This is a genomic window from Arthrobacter sp. UYCo732 (assembly GCF_040547265.1).
GTDB lineage: Bacteria > Actinomycetota > Actinomycetes > Actinomycetales > Micrococcaceae > Arthrobacter.
Genome location: NZ_JBEPPJ010000018.1, coordinates 1 through 22,185, shown reverse-complemented (window position 1 = coordinate 22,185; position 22,185 = coordinate 1). Strand labels below are relative to the sequence as shown.

16 protein-coding genes and 1 pseudogene are annotated in these 22,185 nt (G+C 63.7%); 2 read left to right on the top strand and 15 right to left on the bottom strand.

The window, feature by feature from the left end; translation table 11 throughout:
- Positions 1–18 precede the first annotated feature (18 nt).
- The 3 genes from ABIB45_RS17870 to ABIB45_RS17855 all read right to left on the bottom strand — a co-directional run bounded on the left by ABIB45_RS17870 (position 19) and on the right by ABIB45_RS17855 (position 1,832).
- The gene (locus tag ABIB45_RS17870) at positions 19–942 is read right to left on the bottom strand and encodes a patatin-like phospholipase family protein (protein WP_354217190.1); all 924 of its coding nucleotides are present in this window, start codon (positions 940–942) and stop codon (positions 19–21) included.
- Between the two features lie 391 nt (positions 943–1,333).
- Entirely contained in the window at positions 1,334–1,621 is a 288-nt protein-coding gene (locus ABIB45_RS17860) for a hypothetical protein (RefSeq protein ID WP_354217189.1), read from the bottom strand.
- The gene (locus ABIB45_RS17855; RefSeq protein ID WP_354217188.1) at positions 1,605–1,832 is read right to left on the bottom strand and encodes a hypothetical protein; all 228 of its coding nucleotides are present in this window, start codon (positions 1,830–1,832) and stop codon (positions 1,605–1,607) included. Before ABIB45_RS17855 ends, ABIB45_RS17860 begins: the two co-directional genes overlap by 17 nt.
- Between ABIB45_RS17855 and ABIB45_RS17850 the strand changes: the two genes are divergently transcribed.
- On the top strand, positions 1,831–2,019 hold the full coding sequence (locus ABIB45_RS17850; protein ID WP_354217187.1) for a hypothetical protein: 189 nt from the start codon (positions 1,831–1,833) through the stop codon (positions 2,017–2,019). The two genes, ABIB45_RS17855 and ABIB45_RS17850, sit on opposite strands and share 2 nt — an antisense overlap.
- A 290-nt stretch (positions 2,020–2,309) precedes the next feature.
- Here the strand turns inward: ABIB45_RS17850 and ABIB45_RS17845 are convergent.
- Positions 2,310–2,895: pseudogene (locus ABIB45_RS17845) on the bottom strand (ATP-binding cassette domain-containing protein); the annotation flags it as partial.
- 433 nt (positions 2,896–3,328) lie between these two features.
- On the opposite strand from ABIB45_RS17845, the gene ABIB45_RS17840 reads away from it, so the two are divergent.
- Positions 3,329–4,768: a GntR family transcriptional regulator gene (locus ABIB45_RS17840; RefSeq protein ID WP_354217186.1), complete on the top strand. Its 1,440-nt coding sequence runs from the start codon at positions 3,329–3,331 to the stop codon at positions 4,766–4,768.
- A gap of 22 nt (positions 4,769–4,790) precedes the next feature.
- Here ABIB45_RS17840 and ABIB45_RS17835 read toward each other — a convergent pair whose 3' ends face one another.
- The 11 genes from ABIB45_RS17835 to ABIB45_RS17785 form a co-directional block, all read right to left on the bottom strand.
- Complete coding sequence (locus ABIB45_RS17835; RefSeq protein WP_354217185.1) at positions 4,791–6,611, bottom strand: glycoside hydrolase family 15 protein; 1,821 nt, start codon at positions 6,609–6,611, stop codon at positions 4,791–4,793.
- Between the two features lie 440 nt (positions 6,612–7,051).
- Positions 7,052–9,091 (bottom strand): ABC transporter ATP-binding protein, encoded by a 2,040-nt coding sequence (locus tag ABIB45_RS17830; protein WP_354217184.1) that lies wholly within the window; start codon positions 9,089–9,091, stop codon positions 7,052–7,054.
- On the bottom strand, positions 9,088–10,821 hold the full coding sequence (locus ABIB45_RS17825; protein WP_354217183.1) for an ABC transporter ATP-binding protein: 1,734 nt from the start codon (positions 10,819–10,821) through the stop codon (positions 9,088–9,090). The genes ABIB45_RS17830 and ABIB45_RS17825 overlap by 4 nt, the downstream gene beginning before the upstream one ends.
- 195 nt (positions 10,822–11,016) lie before the next feature.
- Positions 11,017–12,042, bottom strand: coding sequence for an SDR family oxidoreductase (locus ABIB45_RS17820; protein WP_354217182.1), 1,026 nt, complete (start codon positions 12,040–12,042; stop codon positions 11,017–11,019).
- A gap of 293 nt (positions 12,043–12,335) precedes the next feature.
- On the bottom strand, positions 12,336–14,090 hold the full coding sequence (locus ABIB45_RS17815) for a thiamine pyrophosphate-dependent enzyme (RefSeq protein ID WP_354217181.1): 1,755 nt from the start codon (positions 14,088–14,090) through the stop codon (positions 12,336–12,338).
- A 53-nt stretch (positions 14,091–14,143) separates the two neighbouring features.
- Entirely contained in the window at positions 14,144–15,679 is a 1,536-nt protein-coding gene (locus ABIB45_RS17810; RefSeq protein ID WP_354217180.1) for an amino acid permease, read from the bottom strand.
- A 71-nt stretch (positions 15,680–15,750) separates the two neighbouring features.
- The gene (locus ABIB45_RS17805; protein WP_354217179.1) at positions 15,751–16,683 is read right to left on the bottom strand and encodes a glutaminase; all 933 of its coding nucleotides are present in this window, start codon (positions 16,681–16,683) and stop codon (positions 15,751–15,753) included.
- A complete protein-coding gene (locus ABIB45_RS17800; protein WP_354217178.1) occupies positions 16,680–18,278 on the bottom strand; it encodes a PucR family transcriptional regulator in 1,599 nt (532 codons plus the stop codon). The genes ABIB45_RS17805 and ABIB45_RS17800 overlap by 4 nt, the downstream gene beginning before the upstream one ends.
- 172 nt (positions 18,279–18,450) lie before the next feature.
- Complete coding sequence (locus tag ABIB45_RS17795) at positions 18,451–18,843, bottom strand: nuclear transport factor 2 family protein (protein ID WP_354217177.1); 393 nt, start codon at positions 18,841–18,843, stop codon at positions 18,451–18,453.
- A 426-nt stretch (positions 18,844–19,269) separates the two neighbouring features.
- Positions 19,270–20,013, bottom strand: coding sequence for an IclR family transcriptional regulator (locus ABIB45_RS17790; RefSeq protein WP_354217176.1), 744 nt, complete (start codon positions 20,011–20,013; stop codon positions 19,270–19,272).
- On the bottom strand, positions 20,010–21,377 hold the full coding sequence (locus ABIB45_RS17785) for an APC family permease (RefSeq protein WP_354217175.1): 1,368 nt from the start codon (positions 21,375–21,377) through the stop codon (positions 20,010–20,012). The genes ABIB45_RS17790 and ABIB45_RS17785 overlap by 4 nt, the downstream gene beginning before the upstream one ends.
- Positions 21,378–22,185: the final 808 nt, after the last annotated feature.

Genomic DNA, 22,185 nt, shown 5'->3' with positions numbered 1-22,185 from the left:
TCGGCTGGTCCGAGAGCATCAGCGCCAGAATTCGGTGAGTTTCCCGGCCAGGGCACTGCCTTGGCTGTAACCAGCCCGGGCAGCGGGCGGACGCAGCGACAGATCCATGGCATTGGCCCCGAACAGGTGCTCGGAACTGCTGTCCGGGAAGACCGTTTCGACTCCGCTGCCGCCTGCTCGGAGCTCGTCGACCTGTGTTGCGAGATGCATGCCCCAGTCCACCGGAGTCCGTGATCTGCCGCCGAATGGCGACAGCACCAGCACCCGTGCAGAGCCGGCTGCCAAGTCAGCATTCTCGGCGTTGGATCGGTAGCCGCCGTCGATATAGCTGTTGTCCCCGATCCTGTAGGCGAATCCGCTGGCACAGCTGGCTGCGACGGCGTCCACCAGGTCTACCCCGCTGTGCCGGTCGAACACGGCTGGTTCCCCAGTATGGGCATCGACTGCCGTGATGAGCATTCGCCGGTCCGGCCAGAGCTGATTGGGCAGCCGCGCGGCAACGATCGCGCGCCACCGTCCGGAACCGTCCGACGCCGCCGCCAGGTCGAGTGCCAGCGCGCCCATCTTTCGGCGCATGTCAGCCGCATCCTCCGCGGCGGCGATGATCCTGGCCGTTCGCTCCAGATGGTCCGCCACCTGTCTGACCGGAACGCGCCCGCCGTCGGATCCGGCCGGACCGGTCCGTTGCTGCGGCGCCGCGGCGAGGATGGCGGCAAGCAGTTCGGCCGGGGTTGCGCCGGCCAACTGGGCGGCGGCCGTCGATCCGGCGGATGTACCGACGACCAGATCGGCCTCCGTGACATAAAGCCCGGCATCGAACAGGCCGGCGATAACGCCGATCAGCCACGCGTTGCCAGTCGATCCGCCTCCGCCGAGGACCAACGCACGCCGGGTAGCCGCCGTCGAGGTGAAGTGTTGATTTGAAGAAGGGGTTGTGTTCATGGGAGTCGCCTTTCGCGAATTGCTTGTTGGGCGCTCCCGGTGGCGACTAGCTCAGCCGCGCGATCGTGTCCTGCAGGGGTGCACCCAGTGTGGATACTGCGTTCATGGGTCTCACCTCCTGCCGACGGGTCACGAATACGGGAATGATCGCACACGAATGTTGCGGTGCGCAATGGGCGTGTTTCAGACATGTTCGCCACCTCGCCGGTTGAAGGCGTGCACGCGCTGGCCCACTCCGCACTGTCCGGAACGTCGATCACGTAATGGACGGCCCGCGAAGACGACGACCTGCCGGTAGTGGGGCGCACTCAAGCGCCCGGACTGGGCGTCACGCAGCGCGGACGACTGCGGGAACCTCCCGCCGTCGTCCGCTTTATGTTTGCGCCGGTGGTTACTGGCTGAAGGGGACTGTCTCCCAGCTGAGGACTTCCGTGCCCTTGGCGTTGTTGCCGGCCACCGTGAACCGGACGTAGTTGGTGGCGTTGTTGGAGCCGTCCACGGTGATGCGCTGGAGGTCGTCGGCGGCGGGCTGGCCATAGATGTCCAGCCAGGGTGAGCCTTCGGCGAGGGGCTGGTTCTCGGCGAAGACGTGGCTGTCACCGTTGATGAGATAGACCGGGGCGTCGAAGCCGTTGGTCTCCTCGACAATGGTCTGCACAATCTCACGGAAGCCCGACATCGTTGCCGGGTTGGCGGATGCGGCGGCGAGCAGCGAGCAGCGACGGATCGAACATGTCGGCCTGGGTCATCAGCACCACGGCCCTGTCGTTGCGGCGTTCAGCGTCGGCGAAGGTCTCCCGGACCTGGGCCACAACGGCGCCAGTACGGTACGCCACCTCGGCCAGCTGCTCCGGGGTGGCGGCGGTTTTGCCCAGGCCGGTCCAGGGCATGAGTGAGTTGTTGCTGCCCTGGATGTTCAGCACGGAGAAGGCCACCCGGTTCTGGAACCAGATCGTCCGGGCCATCGTGGTCCTCGTGGATCCCGACGCAAACCGGTTCTGCGTCATCGAGTCCACAGACATGGAGGTGGCCGGGGGCTATGCCGGCAGGCTGCCGCCGTCGTTGAGGGGTCCGTAATGGCGCCGCCGCAGCGCGAAGACGCGTCATCGCCGTGCTGAGCTCCCTCGCCCGCGAAGCAGATGTCTGCGTCATCGTGGCGGGGCACCGGGCGGAACCGCTCGTGCCCGTTGCCGACTCGTGGTGGACCATCGACGACGGCGCCCTGGTACCAAGTGCCGCGCCGTCCGCTTCGGTCCCGGCTTCTGCGCGTCCGACGCCCCGAGAGCCAGCAGACCTCGCGCCCGTGCTGACTGCGGCAAACCTCGCGGTGCACCGCGGCGGCAAGCCGCTCGTGCGTGACGCGTCCCTGCCAGGAACGCCCGGGCAATTGTCAGCAGCTGCTTCTCGCCGGCGGAAACGTTAGAGCCCTCGTCCTCCAGCACCGTGTCGTACCCCTCCGGCAGCGACCTCACGAACCGGTCCACATACGTCGCCCGCGCCGCCTCCAGGATCTCGTCCTCGGAGGCCGACGGCCGACCGTACGCGATGTTGTCCCGGATGGTCCCCCCGAACAGCCACGTATCCTGCAGCACCATCCCCAGCCGCGAGCGCAGCTCCCGCCGCGGCACCGAGGTGACGTCCACGCCGTCGAGCGTTATCCGCCCCGCATCAATCTCGTAAAACCGCATCATCAGGTTCACTAGAGTGGTCTTGCCCGCACCAGTCGGACCCACAATCGCCACCGTCTGCCCCGGCTCCGCCACCAACGAAAGATCAGAGATCAGCGGCTTGTCCGGCGAATACGAGAAGGACACATCCTCAAACACCAGCCGGCCCCGCGATCCCCACGTACACCAGGTTCCCGATGAACGTCATGGCCGGCATGATCAGCCCGGAAATGAACTGTGCGCCGAAGCTCGCGTCGTACGGCTCCACGTTCTTCTGCCGGAACCGCGGAGCCAATGATGGTCACGGCATTTCCGGCAGGAGCTGTGTGACGGATCGGCGGACCTTTCGGAGCCTTACATCGGAACAGAATGGGCTGGGCGTGCCCGGTTGATCACGACGCCTAGGCTAGTGATGAGCGCCGTGCCGGCCGCGGGGCAGGCACGTGAAGAAGGAGGGCTGCTCAACCGGCGCGAGCGGGACGACAAGCCACTGGCCTCCGTAGTACTCCACGTACGAGTCTGAAGGGCAACCTGCATAGGCTTCTTCACGTGTCATGCCGATCAGTCCTTCCAAACCCCGGTTATTGAGATGTTCCCATCCCCCTTGTTCTTCCATAAGTCTTAGACCTTTAATGTTACATGTCAATAGACATTTGAAGTTAAAGGTTAGAGAATGGGAGTGGCGTAGCCGGGCAGGCCTGACGAAGGAGCAACCGTCCATGACCACATGGAGAGAGCAGCTCGCCTTCGCCCCCTTGGCCACCTTTGATCGGGGGGAAGAGGTGGGGAGGCGTCTCAGGTACGCCATTGAGCTCGGAGTGCTTGAAGACGGGACCCAGCTGCCCAGCGAAAACGAGCTTGCAGCCAAGATGGGCGTCTCGACACTGACTCTTCGCGCGGCGTTGGCCGACCTGCGCGGGCGCGGCTTGCTCGAGACGCGGCGCGGGAAGGGCGGCGGAAGCTTCGTCAAGGCCAGCACCGGCGACATCATCAAGGCTGAGCGTGAATCGCTCATGGCCTATTCGCTCGACGACCTGCGCGACATCCGCGACTACTGGGCCTTCCTGGCGGGCTCGGCAGCAGCCGCCGCAGCGGAGCGGAGCGGGCGGCTCTCCCTTGGGCGCCTGGCATCGATGGCGGTGAAGATTGAGTCCGCCGAGGATTCTGCGCAGGCGATCCGCGACGACAGCAGATTTCACATCGAGCTTGCCGCAAGCTCGGGCTCCGTGCGGCTCACCCGCGAGGAAATGGCGATGCAGGCCGAGGTGGGGCCACTGATCTGGGCAGCCCCCGCCGGGTACGGTAACGCAGCGTCAGAACATGCGGCCATCGTGGAGGCGATCCGGTCCGGTGACGGAGCACATGCCCGGTCTCTGGCCGAGGAGCATGTCCGTTCGGATATGAACCGGGTACTCGACCTACGCATGAGCGTGGATGCATCACGGAAAGAATTTTTTGCTGACCCCGCCAAGGAAGAACACGAAGTAGCGTTGATCGAAGCGTTCGCTGAGCTGCTGGCAGATACTGCCTCTTCGTCGATCCGTTCGATTGAAGACGCGGTGCGTGTGCATCTCGGCCCTAAGCATCGGGGTGACAGCTCTGACCTGGACGCTATCTACGACGCGTCGCGACGGACTCTCGAGGGGGCCGTCCCCCTGCTTTACGGCGCGGGCTTCCTGCCTGACACCTCATTCGGCCCTGCGGGCGCGGCATGGTGCTATGCCCCGACTCGACCCCAGTCACTTCAGCGGCTCGTGATCGACTGGGACCTCTATGAAGGCGGTACCGCAACGTGGCGCCCTGAAGACTACGGCAACGGAGCCGTCCACATCAGCCACGCTTACCTGGATGCCAACGGAAGCAACGAAAACATCGTCACCTTCAGCAAAGCCGTTTTCGTGGAAGAAGAAATGGTCGGGATCGTCGCTGCAGATGTGCTGGTCCGGGGAATCCAGAGCCACCTCGAACCCCACCTTCGGGCCTTACCCCCGAAGACGTGCCTCGTCGACCAGCAGGATGCAATCATCGCAACCAACACGGGCCGCTTTATGGGAGGAACCTACTCACCCGGACAATACGCCGGGAAACAGATAGACCTCCACGCCATGCCCTGGCGATTGTTCGTCGGCACCCCTGCCGCCGGCCCCTCCGGAGAATGAGGTACGGCGGACGAAGAGGCCACTAATCTGGAGCGTCGACCGCCAGACTGAGGCGGTCAACCCCATGCATGGCATCTGCTGCCCTGACCAGGGTCAAGTGCGAAAATGCTTGCGGAAAGTTCCCAGCCATCCGGCCTTCGTCTGTGGCGTACTCCTCACTCAGCAGACCAAGCTCGTTGGCAAGCCCCACGAGCTTGTCCATCAAGACCTTTGCCTCGGCCTGGCGACCTGTGCGCGCGTACTGCTCCACAAGCCAGAAAGAGCATGCGAGGAAAGGATGCTCACCCGGTTCCAGACCGTCAACGCCACTCTCTGTCCGATAACGCAGCAAAAGGCCGTCCTCCGTAAGGAGTTCCTGTTCCAGCCGTGTGACCGTGCTGAGCATGTGCTTATCGTTGTAAGGCAGAAAACCGACCTGGGGCATGACCAGTAGCGCCGCGTCTGTTTGCGTTCCGCCGTAGGTCTGCGTAAAGGAGTCAATGCTGCGGTTGAATCCCTCGCGCATGATCTCTTCTCGTAACCGGTCACGGAGTTTCTCCCAATTCTTGGCATCGCCAGGCAGTCCGTGCACCTGTATCGCCCGGATCCCGCTGTTGAAGGCGGCCCACATCATCACGCGGGAGTGGGTGAAGTACTGTGCCGCACCGCGCATCTCCCACAGGCCGAAGTCCTTGTCATCGATGTGTTTTTCGACGAAGCCCAGCAGTGCCTTTTGCAGGGCCCAGGAGAAATGGTCTTCTTTACCTCCGGCCATACGCAGTCGTTCCAACGCCACCATCACTTCGCCGACAACATCAGCCTGGAACTGCGATACGGCGGCATTTCCAATGCGCACAGGTTTGGAGTTTTCGTAGCCGGGGAGGTGGGGGAGCTCGCGTTCAGGGAGTTCCCGTTCTCCCCCAACCCCGTACATGATCTGCATCTGCTCGGGATCGCCGGCGAGGGCCCGAAGAAGCCAGTCTCGCCACTGAAGTGCCTCCGTTTCGTAGCCATGGGTCAGCATCGATTCCAGCGTCAGGGCCGCATCGCGCAACCAGCAGTACCGGTAGTCCCAGTTTCGCGGCCCGCCGAAATCCTCGGGGAGAGACGTCGTGGGAGCTGCGACTATACCGCCCGTTTCAAAATGTGTGAGGGCCCGCAGTACCAACAACGAACGTTTTACCGCACCCCCATAGACCCCGTCCTGACGGCAGTGACTTCCCCAGCGGTTCCAATAGTCAGTGGCTTCTTCGAGGGCGACGTCAACATCAGTCGCTGAGGGCAGGGGGCGATGCGAGGGGAACCACGTCAATTCGAAATCAAGCTGCTCGCCCTTCGATACGAGGAATTCTCCCTCGTGCCCGTGCGCGTGGGCATGCGGAAGATGAGGTCCCCTCAGGGCGAGGGCATCCGGACCGGCCCTGGCCAACAGGACCGGCGCCGCGGTCTGCGCATTGTCGCGTACACGGCTCATCCAAGGCAGAACCGTTGAATATCCTGGCCGGATCCGCAGTTCCTGGCGCATTTCAACGATTCCTTCCATACCCGTAACCCGGCGGACAAGGGATGATCCGCTATCCCCCAGCGGCATGAAATCGGTGACCAGGACGGTTCCGCCACCGGTCTTCCAGATGGTTTGGAGCACAAATGTCGAGTCAATATAGTGCCGATCGACAACGGCAGCGCCGTCTTCGCTGGGCGCCAAGAGCCAGCGACCGTGCTCATCGGTGCCCAGGATTCGGCTAAACACTGACGGTGAGTCGAAGCGCGGGAAACAGAGCCAGTCCACGCTGCCATCCCGGGATATGAGAGGCCCAGTCTGGAGGTCGGACAGCAACGCATAGTCCTCAATGGGGGAAGCCATGCTCCACTCAATCACAATTTTTTCAACCGGGTTAGACCCCGCTGTAGGTCCAATCTGACCGGCACGGAACCGACAACCGAAAGAGTCCTGATCCGGACCTGGTTGGACACGACAGGCACTACCTACCAAAAGGGGTGGTTTAAACCGTCCGGAATCAGCGTTTCCTCCTACCTGCCGTTGACGGGACGATTGATGTCAAGCCCACCTCCGGCGAAAGAGGGAAAGCAGTTCCCATCCCAGCAACGCATTACCTAGCGAGAAAGTCTAAGCGACATGACACGAGAAGAAGCTTACGCAAGGTGCCCCTCGGATTCGTATGTGGAATTTTATGGCGGCCAATGGTTGGTAGTCCCACTTGCACCCGTCCAGCAGCCTGCCTTTTTCACGTGTCTGCCCGGTGAACGCCGTACCACCCGCCGCTGATTGCAAGTGCAGAAGCACTAAACCTCCGCCACCGGTGCCGCGAACTGCGCCTCGTACAGCCGCGCGTAGGCCCCGCCCGCAGCCAGCAGCGAAGCGTGCGTCCCCTGCTCCACGATCTGTCCGGCCTCCATCACCAGGATGAGGTCGGCGTCGCGGATCGTGGACAGCCGGTGCGCGATCACAAAAGAAGTCCGGTCGGACCGCAGAGCGCCCATGGCCTTCTGCACCAGCACCTCAGTCCGCGTATCCACGGAAGAAGTCGCCTCGTCCAGAATCAGCACCGACGGCCGTGCCAGGAATGCCCGGGCAATCGTCAGCAGCTGCTTCTCGCCGGCGGAAACGTTAGAGCCCTCGTCCTCCAGCACCGTGTCGTACCCCTCCGGCAGCGACCTCACGAACCGGTCCACATACGTCGCCCGCGCCGCCTCCAGGATCTCGTCCTCGGAAGCCGACGGCCGACCGTACGCGATGTTGTCCCGGATGGTCCCCCCGAACAGCCACGTATCCTGCAGCACCATCCCCAGCCGCGAGCGCAGCTCCCGCCGCGGCACCGAGGTGACGTCCACGCCGTCGAGCGTTATCCGCCCCGCATCAATCTCGTAAAACCGCATCATCAGGTTCACCAAAGTGGTCTTGCCCGCACCAGTGGGACCCACAATCGCCACCGTCTGCCCCGGCTCCGCCACCAACGAAAGATCAGAGATCAGCGGCTTGTCCGGCGAATACGAGAAGGACACATCCTCAAACACCAGCCGGCCCCGCCCAAACGCAGGAGCACCCGAAGCATCCCCAGACTCCTCGTCCTCATCCAGCAGCTCGAACACCCGCTCCGCCGACGCTACCCCGGACTGCAGCAGATTGGCCATGGACCCCAGCTGCGCCAGCGGCATGGTGAACTGCCGCGAGTACTGGATAAACGCCTGCACATCGCCCAGCTGCATGGCCCCCGACGCCACCTGCAGGCCGCCCACCACCGCGATCCCCACGTACACCAGGTTCCCGATGAACGTCATGGCCGGCATGATCAGCCCCGAGATGAACTGCGCGCCGAAACTCGCGTCGTACAGCTCCACGTTCTTCTGCCGGAACCGCTCCTCCACCTCCCGCTGCCGGCCGAACACCTTTACCAGCGCATGCCCGGTGTAGGTTTCCTCGATCTGCCCGTTCAGCTCCCCGGTGTTCTTCCACTGCGCCACGAACAGCTTCTGCGAGCGCTTGGCGATCACCGCGGTGATCCCCAGCGTCAGCGGAATGGTCACCAGCGCGATCAGGGCCAGCGTGGGCGAGAGGATCACCATCATCACCAGCACCCCCACCACTGTCAGCACCGACGTGACCGCCTGGCTGATGGACTGCTGCAGGCTCTGCGAAATGTTGTCCACGTCGTTGGTGACCCGGCTCAGCAGCTCGCCGCGCTGGATCGAATCGAAATACCGCAGCGGCAGCCGGTTGATCTTCGCCTCGATCTCCTCACGCAGCCCGAACACCGTCCGCTGCACCACCCCGTTCAGCACATATGCCTGCACCCACATAAACACCGACGCCAGCACGTACAGCACCAGCGCCCACGTCAGCACGGCGGACAGCGCAGCGAAGTCGATCCCCCGCCCCGGCGTCAGCGCCATGGGCGTGAGCATGTCCGCCTTCTGGTTCTCCCCCTCGGCCCGCAGCTGTGCGATCAGCTGTTCCTTGGTCACCCCGGCGGGCAGCTGCTTGGACACCACGCCGGCGAAGATCAGGTTGGTGCCCTCCCCCAGCAGCCGCGGCCCGATCACCGAGAGCGTCACGCTGGCGATCCCCATCACCAGCACCAGCAGCAGCCACGCCCGCTCCGGCCGCAGCGTCGCCACCAGCCGCTTGGCGGAGCCGCTGAAATTCATCGCCTTCTCAGCCGGGACGTTCATCCCCGCGAACGGTCCGCCGCGTCCCGGTCCGCCCGCCGGACGCGGAATGCGTACGACGTCGGCAGTCCCGGTTTTGGCGGCGGGTGCGGTTCCGCCGGTGGCGGCGCCGCCCGCTGAAGCAGCGCCCGACGTCGGCCGTTGCTGCGTGCTCATACCGTCTCCTCCGCTGCCAGCTGGGAGGACACAATCTCCCGGTACGTCTCCGAGGTTTCCAGCAGCTCGGCGTGCGTTCCGCGCCCCACGATCCTGCCGTCGTCGAGCACCAGGATCTGGTCCGCGTCCGCGATGCTGGACACCCGCTGGGCGATGATCACCAGGGTGGCCCCGGCGGTGCTCCGCTTGAGGGCCTGCCGCAACCGGGCGTCCGTGCCGGTGTCCAGGGAGGAGAACGAGTCGTCAAAAATGTACAGCTCGGGCCGTTTCACCAGCGCGCGGGCGATGGCCAGCCGCTGCCGCTGACCGCCCGAGACGTTCGTGCCGCCCTGGGAAATGGGTGCATCCAGCCCGCCGTCCATCTCGGTCACGAAGTCGCGCGCCTGGGCAATCTCCAGCGCGGACCACAGCTCGTCTTCGGTGGCATCCGGTTTGCCGTACTGCAGGTTGCTGCGGACGGTCCCGCTGAACAGATAGGGCCGCTGCGGCACCAGGCCGATGTGCCCCCACAGGAGGTCCGGGTGCAGCTCGCGCACGTCCACGCCGTCGATCCGCACCGATCCCGTGGTGGCATCGAACAGCCGCGGCATGAGGTTCACCAGGGTGGTCTTGCCCGATCCGGTGCTGCCGATGATCGCCGTCGTCTGCCCGGCCTTCGCGGTGAAGCTCAGCCCGGCGAGGACGGGCGCCGCGGCACCCGGGTAGGCGAATCCGGCGTCGACCATTTCCAGCTCGCCGCGGCGCACCGCGCTGCTGACGGGATTCTTTGGCGGCCGCACGCTCGACTCGGTGCCCAGCACCTCGCCGATCCGGTCCGCCGAGACCGAAGCCCGCGGGATCATCACCGCCATGAACGTGGCCATCATGACGGACATCAGGATCTGCAGCAGGTAGCTCAGGAACGCGATGAGGGTGCCCACCTGCATGGAGCCGTCCTCGATCCGGAAGGAACCGAACCAGATCACCGCCACGCTGGAGACGTTCAGCACCAGCATCACCACGGGGAAGGCGAGCGCCATCAGCCTCCCGGCATGCAGCGCGGTGTCCGTGACGTCCTCGTTGGCGTGGGAGAAGCGGGCGGTCTCGATGTCCTCGCGCACGAAGGCGCGCACCACGCGGATGCCGGTGAGCTGTTCGCGAAGCACCCGGTTCACGGTGTCGATCCGCTTCTGCATCTTCCGGAACAGCGGCACCATCCGGATGATGATGAGGCCCACTGCGATCAGCAGCACCGGCACGGCAACGGCGATCAGCCAGGCCAGCTGCACGTCCTGCCGGACGGCCATGATCACCCCGCCGATGCTCAGCATGGGCGCAGTGACCAGCATGGTTGCGGACATGAGCACCAGTTGCTGGACCTGCTGGACGTCGTTCGTTGACCGGGTGATCAGGCTGGGCGCGCCGAACTTCGTGACCTCCTGCTCGGAGAAACTGCCGACGCGGGAGAAAATGGCGCCCCGCAGGTCCCTGCCTGTACCCATGGCCGCCTTCGCCCCGAAGTACACGGCGATCACTGAGCACACGATCTGCAGCAGCGTGATGCCCAGCATCAGGCCGCCAAGATTGAGGATGACGCCGGTGTCCCCCTTCGCCACGCCCTCGTCGATAATGTCCGCGTTCAGGGTGGGCAGGTACAGGGACGCGATGGACTGCGCCAGCTGGAAAATCACGACGGCGATCAGCAGCTGCCGGTGCGGCCGCAGGTATTCAACAAGCAGTTTCCAGAGCATCCGAGCTCCAAACGTTTTGTCCCGCAATAAATGGTGCGGAGGTCAGTTTACGTCCGGCGGCTGGGAAGTGGGCCGGTTCTCGCTCGAAAAATAGGCCGGTTCTCCGAGGGCGAATTTTGGCCCTTAGGCCCAGAAGTCGGAGGCATGCGCGCACCACAACGCCCGGTGGGATATTCCCACCGGGCGCCTTCGTATTCAAGCCGTGGAAAGACCCGGGTCTCTTGCTCTTTTGTCCTTCGTCTTACGGTGCGGGCGACGGGGCAGCCGCCTCCATTGGACAGTCGGCCCAGGCCGTGGGAAACGCCGGCACCCAGGGACCTTCCCGCGGCCAAGCTCCCGCCACTGGTCTTCCCGCCCTGCCATCGACTGCTCGAGGGGGCGAGGCTCCCCCTGGTACCCCTCCCACTCCACGCCGAAGTAGGCTGCGAGTTTGGGCCACATCCAGCGCCAGCGGAACACGTCGCCGTTGACGATGTTGAAGGCCTGGTTAGCGGCTGCCGGAGTGGTGGAGGCCCAGAGCATGTGCTCGGCGAGCAGGCCCGCCTCCGTCATGTCAGTCAGTCCGTTCCACTGTGTTTCGGATCCGGGGAAGACGAACGGCTCCCCACTGTCCCGGCACAGGGTGGCCTGAGCCGCGAGGGTGAGGCCCATATTCATGGCATTGCCCACCGCATGACCGATGACAGTGTGCGCGCGGTGCACTGACCACGTGAACCCCTGCTCCGCCGCCGCTGCCCAGAGCTGGTCTTCCTGCGCGTAGTAGAAGTTCGGCACCGGACGGCGCGGCTCCTCCTCATGGAAGGGCGTGTCCGGCATTTCTCCGGCGGCGTACGCTTCGAACGGTCCGAGGTAGTGCTTGAGGCCGGTCATCAGGGCAACGTGGGCCACGTCCTTGCCACGGAGGGCTGCGAGGAGATCACGCACCATGCCGGCATTGACGGCGATGTTCTCCTCTTCGGTGGCCTGCCGCGACCACGCCGTGAAAAAGACATGCCAGGGGTTCTCCGGACCAAGCACAGCGGTCAGGGAGGCAGCCGAGGTCAGGTCTGCGGAGAGCCACTTGACGCCGGCGCGCTCGGGGCCGGGCCTGCGGGACAAGGCAAGGACGGCCCAGCCCTTGCCAACCAGGGTGTCCACCAGGGCGGACCCTGCGATGCCGGTGGCTCCCACAACGAGGGCCGTGCGTCCGTTGCCCGCTGCTGTTCCTGCGCCGGTAGTCATGGTGCTCCTTCTGTGTGTGCCGCGTGAATGGGCGCGCGTCGGCAAAGCCTCAAGTTCTTGCGAGGGCCCGCGCGCTGTGTCGCGGCAAGACGTCATGCCGCCGGCGGCCCATTGGCGACAAGCCGCAGCCTCCGGCAGATATTCCGCCACCCGCCAATAACTCGACGCCCGGCTGGGCAGCGCCACTGCCAAGGATCTTCACCGCCGCACAAAATGCCTTCGTGACCGCCCACGAAAGGACAGCGGACGACGGCGGAACATCCCGCCGCCGTCCACTCCCGTCAGCTCCCGGCTCAGTAAGCCTTGACCCTCTGTTCCACGATGAGATGGATGAGCGCGAAGACGCCGTCCTCGTCGATGGCCGCTAAGGCGGCGTCCAGTGCGGCCGGAACGTCATAGTCCTCGGTGACAGTGGTCCCGAAACCGCCGAAGGCCCGGGCCATCAGGCCGAAGTCCGGATTCTTCAGCTGGGTTCCGGAGACGCGCGAGGGATAGTGACGCTCCTGGTGGGTGCGGATGGTGCCGTATTCCTGGTTGTCCATAACGATCACCAGTGGCGTAGCCCCGTACTGGGCCGCGGTTGCCAACTCCTGGCCGTTCATGAGGAACTCCCCGTCCCCGGCAATGGTGACCACGCGGCGCCGGGGTTCGGCCAGCGATGCGGCGATGGCCGAGGGGACCGAGTAGCCCATCGAGCCGTTACGGGCGCTGATCATGGAGGCGTAGCGGCGTGTGGGGAAGTAGCGGTGGGCCCAGTTGGTGTGCTCGCCCGCGCCAAACGTCACCAGCGCATCCTCGGGCAGCCTTGGCACCAGATTCGCCATCACAGTGTCCATCCTCGCCTGCCCCGCTCCCGGCGGGGCCGGCGGTAACGCGGCGAACCGCTCCTGCTCGCCCCGCATCCGGTCCGTCCACGCATTCCACTCTTCCTTCACCGGCAGGTCGATGCCCACAAGGTCGCGGACAAAGGCTTCGGGTTTGGCCAGAATCTGCCTCGAAACGGGCCCCGACCGGCCGCGTAGTGAGGGGTCGACACTGACCAGGAAGTTCTTTTTGTTCCAGTCCTGCCGGCAGACGAATCCGTCCGTGATCACGTCGCCCGGCACTGTCCCCACAAACACCAGCAGGTCGGTTTCCTCCAGGAGATCGTAGGTGGGGCGGGGGCGGCCGTAGCCAATGGGACCCACATAGGATGGGGAATCGAAGGAGACCGTTCCCTGCGTCCGCCATTCAGCTGCTGCCGGAATATGGTGCCGTTCCAGCCATTCGGTCAGCTGGTCAGCTGCTGCCTGGGTCCAGTCGTTGCCGCCCGTGACGAAAAGCGGCTTGCTGGATTCGGCCAGGGCAGCCTCGAGGGCTGCGGCGTCCGTCCTGCTCATGCCGCCGGCCGCCACCGGGATGGCGGGGTGCAGTTGCGGGTCAATCTGTTGCCGGATGATGTCCTCCGGCAGGCCCACCACCACCGGGCCCGGCCGCCCGCTCATGGCCGCAAACATCGCCTCGGCCACGATCTCGGAAGCCCGCTCCGCGTGGTCAAGGACCATAACGCGCTTCGCGCCCGTACCGAACCAGGCCTTGATGTCGAACTCCTGGAACGCCTCGCGGTCCCGATGGGCGAAGGGGATCAGGCCGACGAACAGCAGCATGGGGGTGGAGTCCTGCCACGCGGTGTGCAGACCCACATGCGCGTTGGCTGCGCCGGGCCCGCGGGTCACCATCGCTATGCCAGGGCGCTGGTGCATCTTGCCGTCGGCCTCTGCCATGTAGGCGGCGCCCCCCTCGTGCCGGCAGACGATGGTTTCAATCTCAGAGTTATGGAGGCCGTCCAGCACATCGAGAAAGCTCTCACCGGGAACCACGTAGGTTCGCTCCACACCATGGGCCACCAGCGAATCAACAATCACGTGCCCGGCTGATTTCAGTGCCTGACCAGCGCCGGCGTGGGGGACCTCCGAACGGCTTGCCTGCCGGGAGTCTTTCTCGGAATTCCCGACGGCGGCGGGCAGGGTGTGCGATGCGGTCAAGGTTGCTTCAGTGTCCGTTGTCATGGGCTTTCTTTGGCTGTTTGGACTGGTTGGCGTTCGTAGCGGATGGTGCGGGGTTATCTGATGGGCGTCGGGTTGGCGATGACGGGGGCCTTGCCGGTGAAGCCGTCGCGGGTTTCGGCGATTTCACGGATCCGGGTCCGGCAGGCGTACCAGCCGAAGACCATCAGCACGGAGGCGATGGCTGTGACGAGCATGGTGAGGGGCGAGTCGATGAAGACCATGATGAGGACGCTGAGGAGGAAGAGGAGGGAGAGGTAGCCGGTGTAGGGGGCGCCGAACATGCGGAAGGAGGGGCGTTTGAGCCAGCCTTTGTTGGCCCAGCGTTGGAGTTGGATCTGGCAGAGGACGATCGTTGCCCAGGTCATGACAATGCCCACAGAGGCCACGTTCAGCACGATTTCGAAGGCTTGGGTCGGTGCCAGGTAGTTCAGCGGGACGCCCAGGAGGGACACGCCGGCGGTGATGGCGATACCGCCGTAGGGGACGCCGGCTTTATTCATCCGGGAGGCGAACTTCGGGGCGGAGCCGTTAACGGACATGGAACGCAGGATTCGGCCGGTGGAGTAGAGCCCGGCGTTCAGGGAGGACAGGGCGGCGGTGAGGACCACCAGGTTCATGATGACATCCACGCCCTGGATGCCGATGGAGCCGAAGAAGGTTACGAATGGGCTGACGCCCTTTTCGTAGGAGGTGTACGGCAGGAGCAGCGCGAGCAGGATCACGGAACCGACGTAGAACACGGCGATGCGGAAGACCACGGAGTTGATGGCCTTGGGCATGATCTTTTCCGGGTTTTCGGTCTCGCCGGCGGCGGTGCCGACCAGTTCGATCGAGGCGTAGGCGAACAGGACGCCCTGCATGAGGATGATCATGGGCAGCAGGCCGTTGGGGAAGATGCCACCGTTGTCGGCGATGAGGCTAAGGCCCACCTGCTGGCCGTCGACCGGGGTGCCGAAGATGACGAAGTAGGTCCCGACGACGAGGAAGACCACGAGGGCGGCGACCTTGATGATGGCGAACCAGAACTCGAGTTCACCGAAGACCTTGACGGAGACGAGGTTCAGGGCGAGGACCACGACCAGGGCGATCAGGGCCCAGGCCCACTGCGGGACGGCTGCCATCCAGGGAATGTAGTTGCCGAAGAAGTTCATGTACAGGGCTGCGGCGGTGATGTCCACGATGGTGGTGGTGGCCCAGTTGATCCAGTAGAACCAGCCGGAGACAAACGCGGCCTTCTCACCGAAGAACTCACGGGCGTAGGAGACGAAGGAGCCCGACGACGGGCGGTGCAGCACAAGTTCACCGAGTGCTCGCAGGATCAAGAAGGCAAAGAATCCACAGACCGCGTACGCGATGACAAGGGAGGGGCCCGCGGCGTTGAGGCGGCCGCCGGCGCCCAGGAACAGGCCGGTACCGATCGCCCCGCCGATAGCGATCATCTGGATCTGCCGCGGTTTGAGGTTCTTGTGGTAGCCCTTGTCCTCCGCGTGCAGAGCGGATTCGGAGGCGTGGGCGTGGCCGCCGTCGATGATGTGGTCCGGTGCAACATTGTGGTCGTGTACAACCTCGTCATTGGGGTTGATGGGCATGGTTGATCCTTTCGATACGGAGAAGATCCTGCTGGGTTGGGAAGAAGTTATGGGGTGTGCAATCAGCGGATTTAGAAGACAGACCAGCCGGTGCGGTCGGAAAGGTCAGCGAGAGCCGCGGTGCCGGCCAGGGAGTTTCCTTTGGCGTCCAGCCGCGGGCTCCAGACGCAAATGGCGCAAACACCTGGAACGATGACCAGGATCCCGCCGCCCACACCGCTTTTTCCAGGAAGGCCCACGCGGTAGGCGAACTCGCCCGCGGCGTCGTACATCCCGCACGTCAGCATGATGGAGCCGATGCGTTTCGCGTCGCTGCGGGACACCACCGTTCCCAGCGTTCCCTGGCCGTCGCGGGCGAGGAAGAGTCCGGCTTTGGCGAGTTCCACGCAGGTCATCATGATGGAGCATTGGCGGACATAGTTTTCCACCACTGATTCCGCGGCCTGCCTCAGGTTGCCGAAGCCCTTCAGGAAGTGCGCCAGCGCCAGGTTCCGGCTGCTGTTGGAAAGCTCGCTGGATGCCGCGGCCTCATCGATGTAGGGCCCGGTGCTGCCCGCCTGGGCGGTGAGGAACCGCAACACCTGGGTGGCGGCGTCGAACGTTTCTTCCATCAGGTGATCGGTGACCACCAGGGCGCCGGCGTTGATGAAAGGGTTCCGCGGGATGCCGTGCTCCAGTTCCAGTTGGACCAAGGAGTTGAACGAGGTGCCGGACGGTTCGCGCAGCACGCGGGACCACAGCGTTCCGGAGCTGTCGCCTTGAAGGGCCATTGCCAGCGTGAACACCTTGGAGATGCTCTGGATGGAAAACGGGACGTCGGCGTCGCCGGAGCTGAACAGCTCACCGGAAGTGGTGGCGACGGCGATCCCGAACCTGTCGAAGGGTACCGCTGCCAGGAGGGGAATGTTGGCCGGGACAGAACCGGTTTCCCGCTGTGGCCTGTGGCTGCGGACGATGTCGTCCAGTACTGCGTCCAGCGGGGGTGCTTTGAGTGCTGTGGTCATTTCCTGCCCAGTTGTTCTTTAGGTGTGCTGGCCCATTCCTGGATGTGGAGCAGGGCCACCAGCGAGTCTCGCGGGTTGCCGAAGTTCAGGCCGGTCACCCGGGAGGCCTTGCCGATCCGGTAGTAGACGGTGTTTTTGTGCAGCCCCATCCGGCTGGCGCACTCGGCGGCATCCAGCGAGGCTTCGAAGTACGCGTGCAAGGTTTCCGCGAGTTCTGCGTCCTGCCGGAGCAGGGCGGAAAGACTGCGGTGGCGGAACGTGGAGGACGTGAAATTCTGGACCGCCTCGCGGAAGAGGATTTCTCCCTCGAAGTCGTCCACCGTGGCAACGCCCCTGACCGGAGAGGTGCCCACACAACTCAACAGGGCCTCGGTGATCCGGGTGGTTGTGTGCAGGGACAGCAGGTCTGGCACTACCGGACCGACCGCTGCGAAAGGGCTGATGCCGAGGTGCTTGCCGGCATCCCGCACGATGGACTCGGCCAGGCTCCGCAGTCCGGGCTCCGCAGAGGTTGACTGCAGGCCAGGGACAATGACGGCAGTGTCGCCCTTGAACTGGCCCACGACGGCGGACGCTTTGTATGCGGCCGCGTGGATGGACGCCAGGTTGGCGAGTTCGCCGTGCTTCAGTGCTGCGTCGTCTGCTTGGGCTTCGGAATGGGGCATTCCGATCAGGATCAGTGCGGCCGGGCGCTCAGCGGAGATCTTCTCGCTGTGAGCACTGGCAGCGGCCTCCGCCGAACCTGACAGGATTCGCACAATGCGGTCCTCGCGCATGTGCACAGACTGCTGGTTGCGGTGCCGGATCAGCTCGGCGGAAACCCGCGCAGCAGATCCTTTCAGCACATAATCAACGTCCGGGCCGAAGCCGTCCCCGGTTTCCTGCAGCCAGATGTAGCCCATGATCCGGTCCCCGGCGAACAGTGAGACGGCCACCCGTTCCCGCAGCCCGTCCTGGGGGCGGGCCGGTACCCGCACCGGCAGCCGGGTCCGGTGCAGTTCACGGTACGCGCCCAGGTCCTTCAGCAGCAGCTCGTATTTACGCGGACCGCGCCGGGCCAGGATGGAGGCCTTGCGCAGCTCGTCGATGTCGTTCGAAACGGTGGAGTATGCCAGGACCTTGTTGGCGGCGTCTTCGATGAGCACGTGGCTGGATGTGAGCCGGGCGGTGGTCTGGGCGATGGCAAACAGGTCCTCTTCCAGCAGCGTCAGCACTTCGCTCTGGTAGCTGCGCGGCTGGATGCGGTCCTTGGCAATGGACAGCAGCCGGTCCCAGTCAGCCCCCGGATCCACCAGGAGCAGGCCCGTGCCGGCATCGCGGAGCAGCTCTTCCGCTTCGGTGAGCTCTTCACGCCTACCTTTGACGGCGACCACCGGCGGAGGGTTCTTCAGGAGCCGCCGCAACGCGGGCAAAGCCGAGCGGCCGCGGACGCCGATCAGCAGGACAAAGGCCCCGCCGCCGTCGGACGTCTCATCATCCGCGTCCACTATCAGGAGCCGTTCGATCGCAGAGCGGGCAGGGGAAGGCCCGAGGATGAGGCTGGCGAAACCCAGAGGGAGGTCCGCGAGGATGTCGTCCACCGTAACGGCTGCCATGGGCTTCCTCCTGCGTCGAGTTGACCGGACGGCTCTGTCCGGTCAACTCATGCTATCGACGCGGGCTCCCCCGAAATATGTAAGGGAACCCAAAGGCAGTGGCGGCTTTTCGGTTGGCTGACCAAGTTGTGACGCTGCAAGGCCCTGTATAGCTGGCCTGCCCCCGTCGGCGTCAGGACCAGAAGTCCGAGGCCTTGGCCGTGTCCTCTATGAACTCGTTAACCTCGGTAACTTTGCCGTCCCTGATCGTGAACACGAGGACGCCGTGCTGATCCATGGACGCGCCCTTTCGATGGGCTTGAGCGGTTTGAAGCGCCACCGTGTGGCCCTCACCGGCGATGACGTCCTGCAGCTCCACTTTTACCGTACCGTCGGACCGAGAAAACAGTTCACCGAAATAGGCCAAAACCTCGTCTGACCCTTGTTTGACCCCCGCGAGGCCGCCGCTTCCGCCGACGCGCCAAACCGCATCAGGGGCAAAGAGGTTTTTGAGCGTTTCTGTATCGCCCGAATTGAATGCTTTATAGCCGCGCCGCACTACCGCGGCGTCTTCCTGCATGCCCATCGCGAACCGTTTCCAACACCATTGTCGGGGTCCCCAGCGCAGCAATTTTAAGCCTCGCGGTGGCAGTTGTCCATGGCTCGGTGGGCGCACTCCGCACCGCATAACGCTGCGGGGATAAACGCGGTTCAGCTGTGGAACCTGACCGGACCCGTCCGGGCTAGGATGCCCGTATGGGACTAATAATTGGACTTTTGGTCATCTGGCTTATTCTTTCGGTCGTCGGCTTTGCCGTGAAAGGCCTCATTTGGCTTGCAATCATCGGCCTCATATTGTTTGTCGCGACGGGTGTGTGGGGCTGGGTAAAGCGCAGGGCCTGACCATGTCCGGGATCTGAAGTCAGGACGCGCTGACGAGGATCCCCGGAACTGTGGCGACCGTCACCGCACTGCGCGGCGCGCACTGCCAAGCGCCGCCGTCGGGCGTTCATCAGAACAGCAGAGGCGACAGTCGTGACGTCAGTTCACGGGCCGCATCCGCGTGTCCGCATATTGTGGTGAACCGTTCCGCGGGGCCGGTGAGACACAGCGCCCCGCCTGCTGACCCATTGGGCAGTCGCACTGGAAGCGCCAGACTGGCCGATCCTGATCCCAGTTCGTTGATCGCCGAGGCGTGGCCTGTGAGCCTTATTTCCCTCAGTTGCTCTTCCAGCTTGCCGCTCTCGGTAATGGCGTGCTCGGTCAGTTTCAACAACTGCCGGTCCGGAAGCGGGAAAGCCGGATCGCCAAGTTCAGCGAGCATCAGCTTTCCCGCGGCGGAGGTCTGCGGATACCGAAGCATCTCGAATACCGAATGGAGCGGATAGTCAGGGTCTTCATCGGCGATCCTGAGGGAAGCGTTAATGAACATGAAGAGGTGCACTCCGAAACGGTTTCCCTGCCGGAACCCTTCTATGACGGTACGGGCCGCGGTGGGAACCGTCGGCGGTGTCGCCGCCATAACCAGACCTGAAATCGCGTGTCCGAGGGCGAATCCACGCAGATCGGATGTGCGGACCAGATATTCGTCCCCGACAAGCGCATTCAAGAGCCTGTAGGCGGTCGCCGGAGGCATCCGCAGGGCGTCCGTGATCTCTTTCGCCGTTGTCCCGGTGCCGAACCGTGCCACGATTTCCAGGATTCTGAGCGAGTTTGACGCTGGGCCGGAGCCGGCGTGTTTTGGCCTGTAGTTCATTTGACCGGCCCGCCATGAAACAGGTCTGATTCCCGGGTCTCATCGTAGATGCCCACTGACGCCAGGCGCATGGGTAACCGGCGGTGAAGGTACATGCCGTAAACGAAGCTGGTTGCGAGGACACCGCCGTAGATGAGGGTCTGCAGGTTGCCCGATCTAATCGATGTTGTTGCGGCCGTCCAGAGCACCGCGCCTAGGACCAGGGAGGTTGCTGCTCCAAGTACCCAGCTGGCGTACGTGTTCTCCCCGATCCTGCGCAGGAAGAAGGGAAGGGACGCGCTGGCGAGGACATAGGACCCCAGGTATCCGTAGGCGCCCAGCGTGAAGAGGTTGGCGAGGCCCTGCTCAGGTCTTGCTCCGGAGATGACCATCGCGATGGGAACGATGGCAACAACCGGCATGACTGCCAGGATCGCCGTCGAGGGTGTCCGGAAAACTCGATGTGTCCGGCCGACTGCCCGTGGGGCGACGCCTTCTCTACCCATGCAGAAGAAGATCCGGGCCAGGGCGTTCACGGATGCGATTGCGCACGCAAACCACGATGCCGTGATTCCCAGGTCCAGGAGTGCGGCGAACACAGGGGAAGTCTGCGAAAAAAGGTCAGATAAGGGCGTGGGGCCGGATGTGATGTATAACGGTGCGCCTCTGAGGGCTACGTCCTGGGCGGTCGCGGCGAGGAGGTAGAGCACGCCCGCCAGGATGGGGGTCCAGGTGATGGCCCGTGGCACGCTGACGAAGGGCTTCTGCGCCTCGCCGCCGAGCGTGGTTGGACTTTCAAAGCCAACAAAGGCGCTGACGGCCACCACGATTGCGATTGATGCCGAATCAAAATGTCCGTTCCACGCAAACACGGCCCCGAGATCGACATTCGGCTCGTTGAAGGCGAAGTAGACCACCATGAGGACGGCCAGGATCCCGATCGAAATGGTTTCCATTAGGAGTGTGGACCACGATGATAACTGGATCCCCCTGACCATAAGGAAGCAGGCGGCACCTGCGGCGGCAAGAATGACCAGCGCCGTAACAAACCTTGGATCGGTCACGGGGATGCCCAGGTTGCGGAACAGCTCAACGGCATATGTACCAACAGCCAACAGACTGGCCATGGCCACAAGTCCGTACCCGAAGATGGCCGACCAGCCGGCAGTAATCGCTGTCCGTTGGCCAAGCCCCTTGGCGGTGTAGCTGTAGAGCCCGCTGACGGCAGCCATGCGCTTTGCCATCGGTCTCAGGCATAAGGAAACCAGGATCATGACCGCCATGGCTGCGCCGAATGTCAGCACAAGGTTCGGGCCGTCGGACCCAAAGACAAGACCCGGGAAGATGAGGGCCGGAATGACGGTCATCGCACCCGCGGGTGCCACGTTAGCTACTGACTGCGCGAACACCGGCAAGAAGGAAAGCTTCCGGCGCCTTAGTCCCTCCACTGGAGAGCGGGGCGTGATGAAGCGATCACCGCGGGCAGACACTGGGACCAACTTTCCCTCCGGCATGCAGGCTCGTCGCTGATTTCGCGTGACACAAGTCACTGGCCAGAGGTGCAAAACATTAGCATTCCCCGCCCTTGATGACGGCAACGGACGCATTTGTGAATGTTTCCAGCATGTTAACTGTAGTGGGAAAAAGTCGGACCGATTTTCCCACCCTTTGACACTCCCCGGCCCACTCCCGAATATTTCCAACATGTTAACTGGGCTGGGAAAATGCCTCCGTGAATTTCCCACGCAGATATCCCTAAAAGGCTCGCCCCAGGGGTGTTGCGTGACGTAGTTTCTCTTCCACAGACGGAATGCAAGTGATCGGCATCATGCCAGCAGTGCTCAGAGCAGAGCTCGGCTGACACTCCTGGAACTGAGGATGTCGATTTCAAGTGATCCCTTCTCTGGCCTCATCCGGGCTCGGGAGTGATCTTTAGCGCAGCAGCGTATGCACAAGGGAATTGACAGTTCTGACAAAACTAAAGATGAGTAGTTCTGTTATTCCGCGAATCTTTGTGGCTATTTATTCGCAATGGTAATTCCACCGGCATCAGCCGGGGAAGCCGCGCCGGCCGCTATCCCGTGAGCCGTCATTTTGAAAAGAACCAAGGAGAAAACCATGACTCTCAACACTGAAATCCACACCGAGGTCGGGGTAGCACACCCGCTCGATCCGCTCTCCCGTGAGGAGATT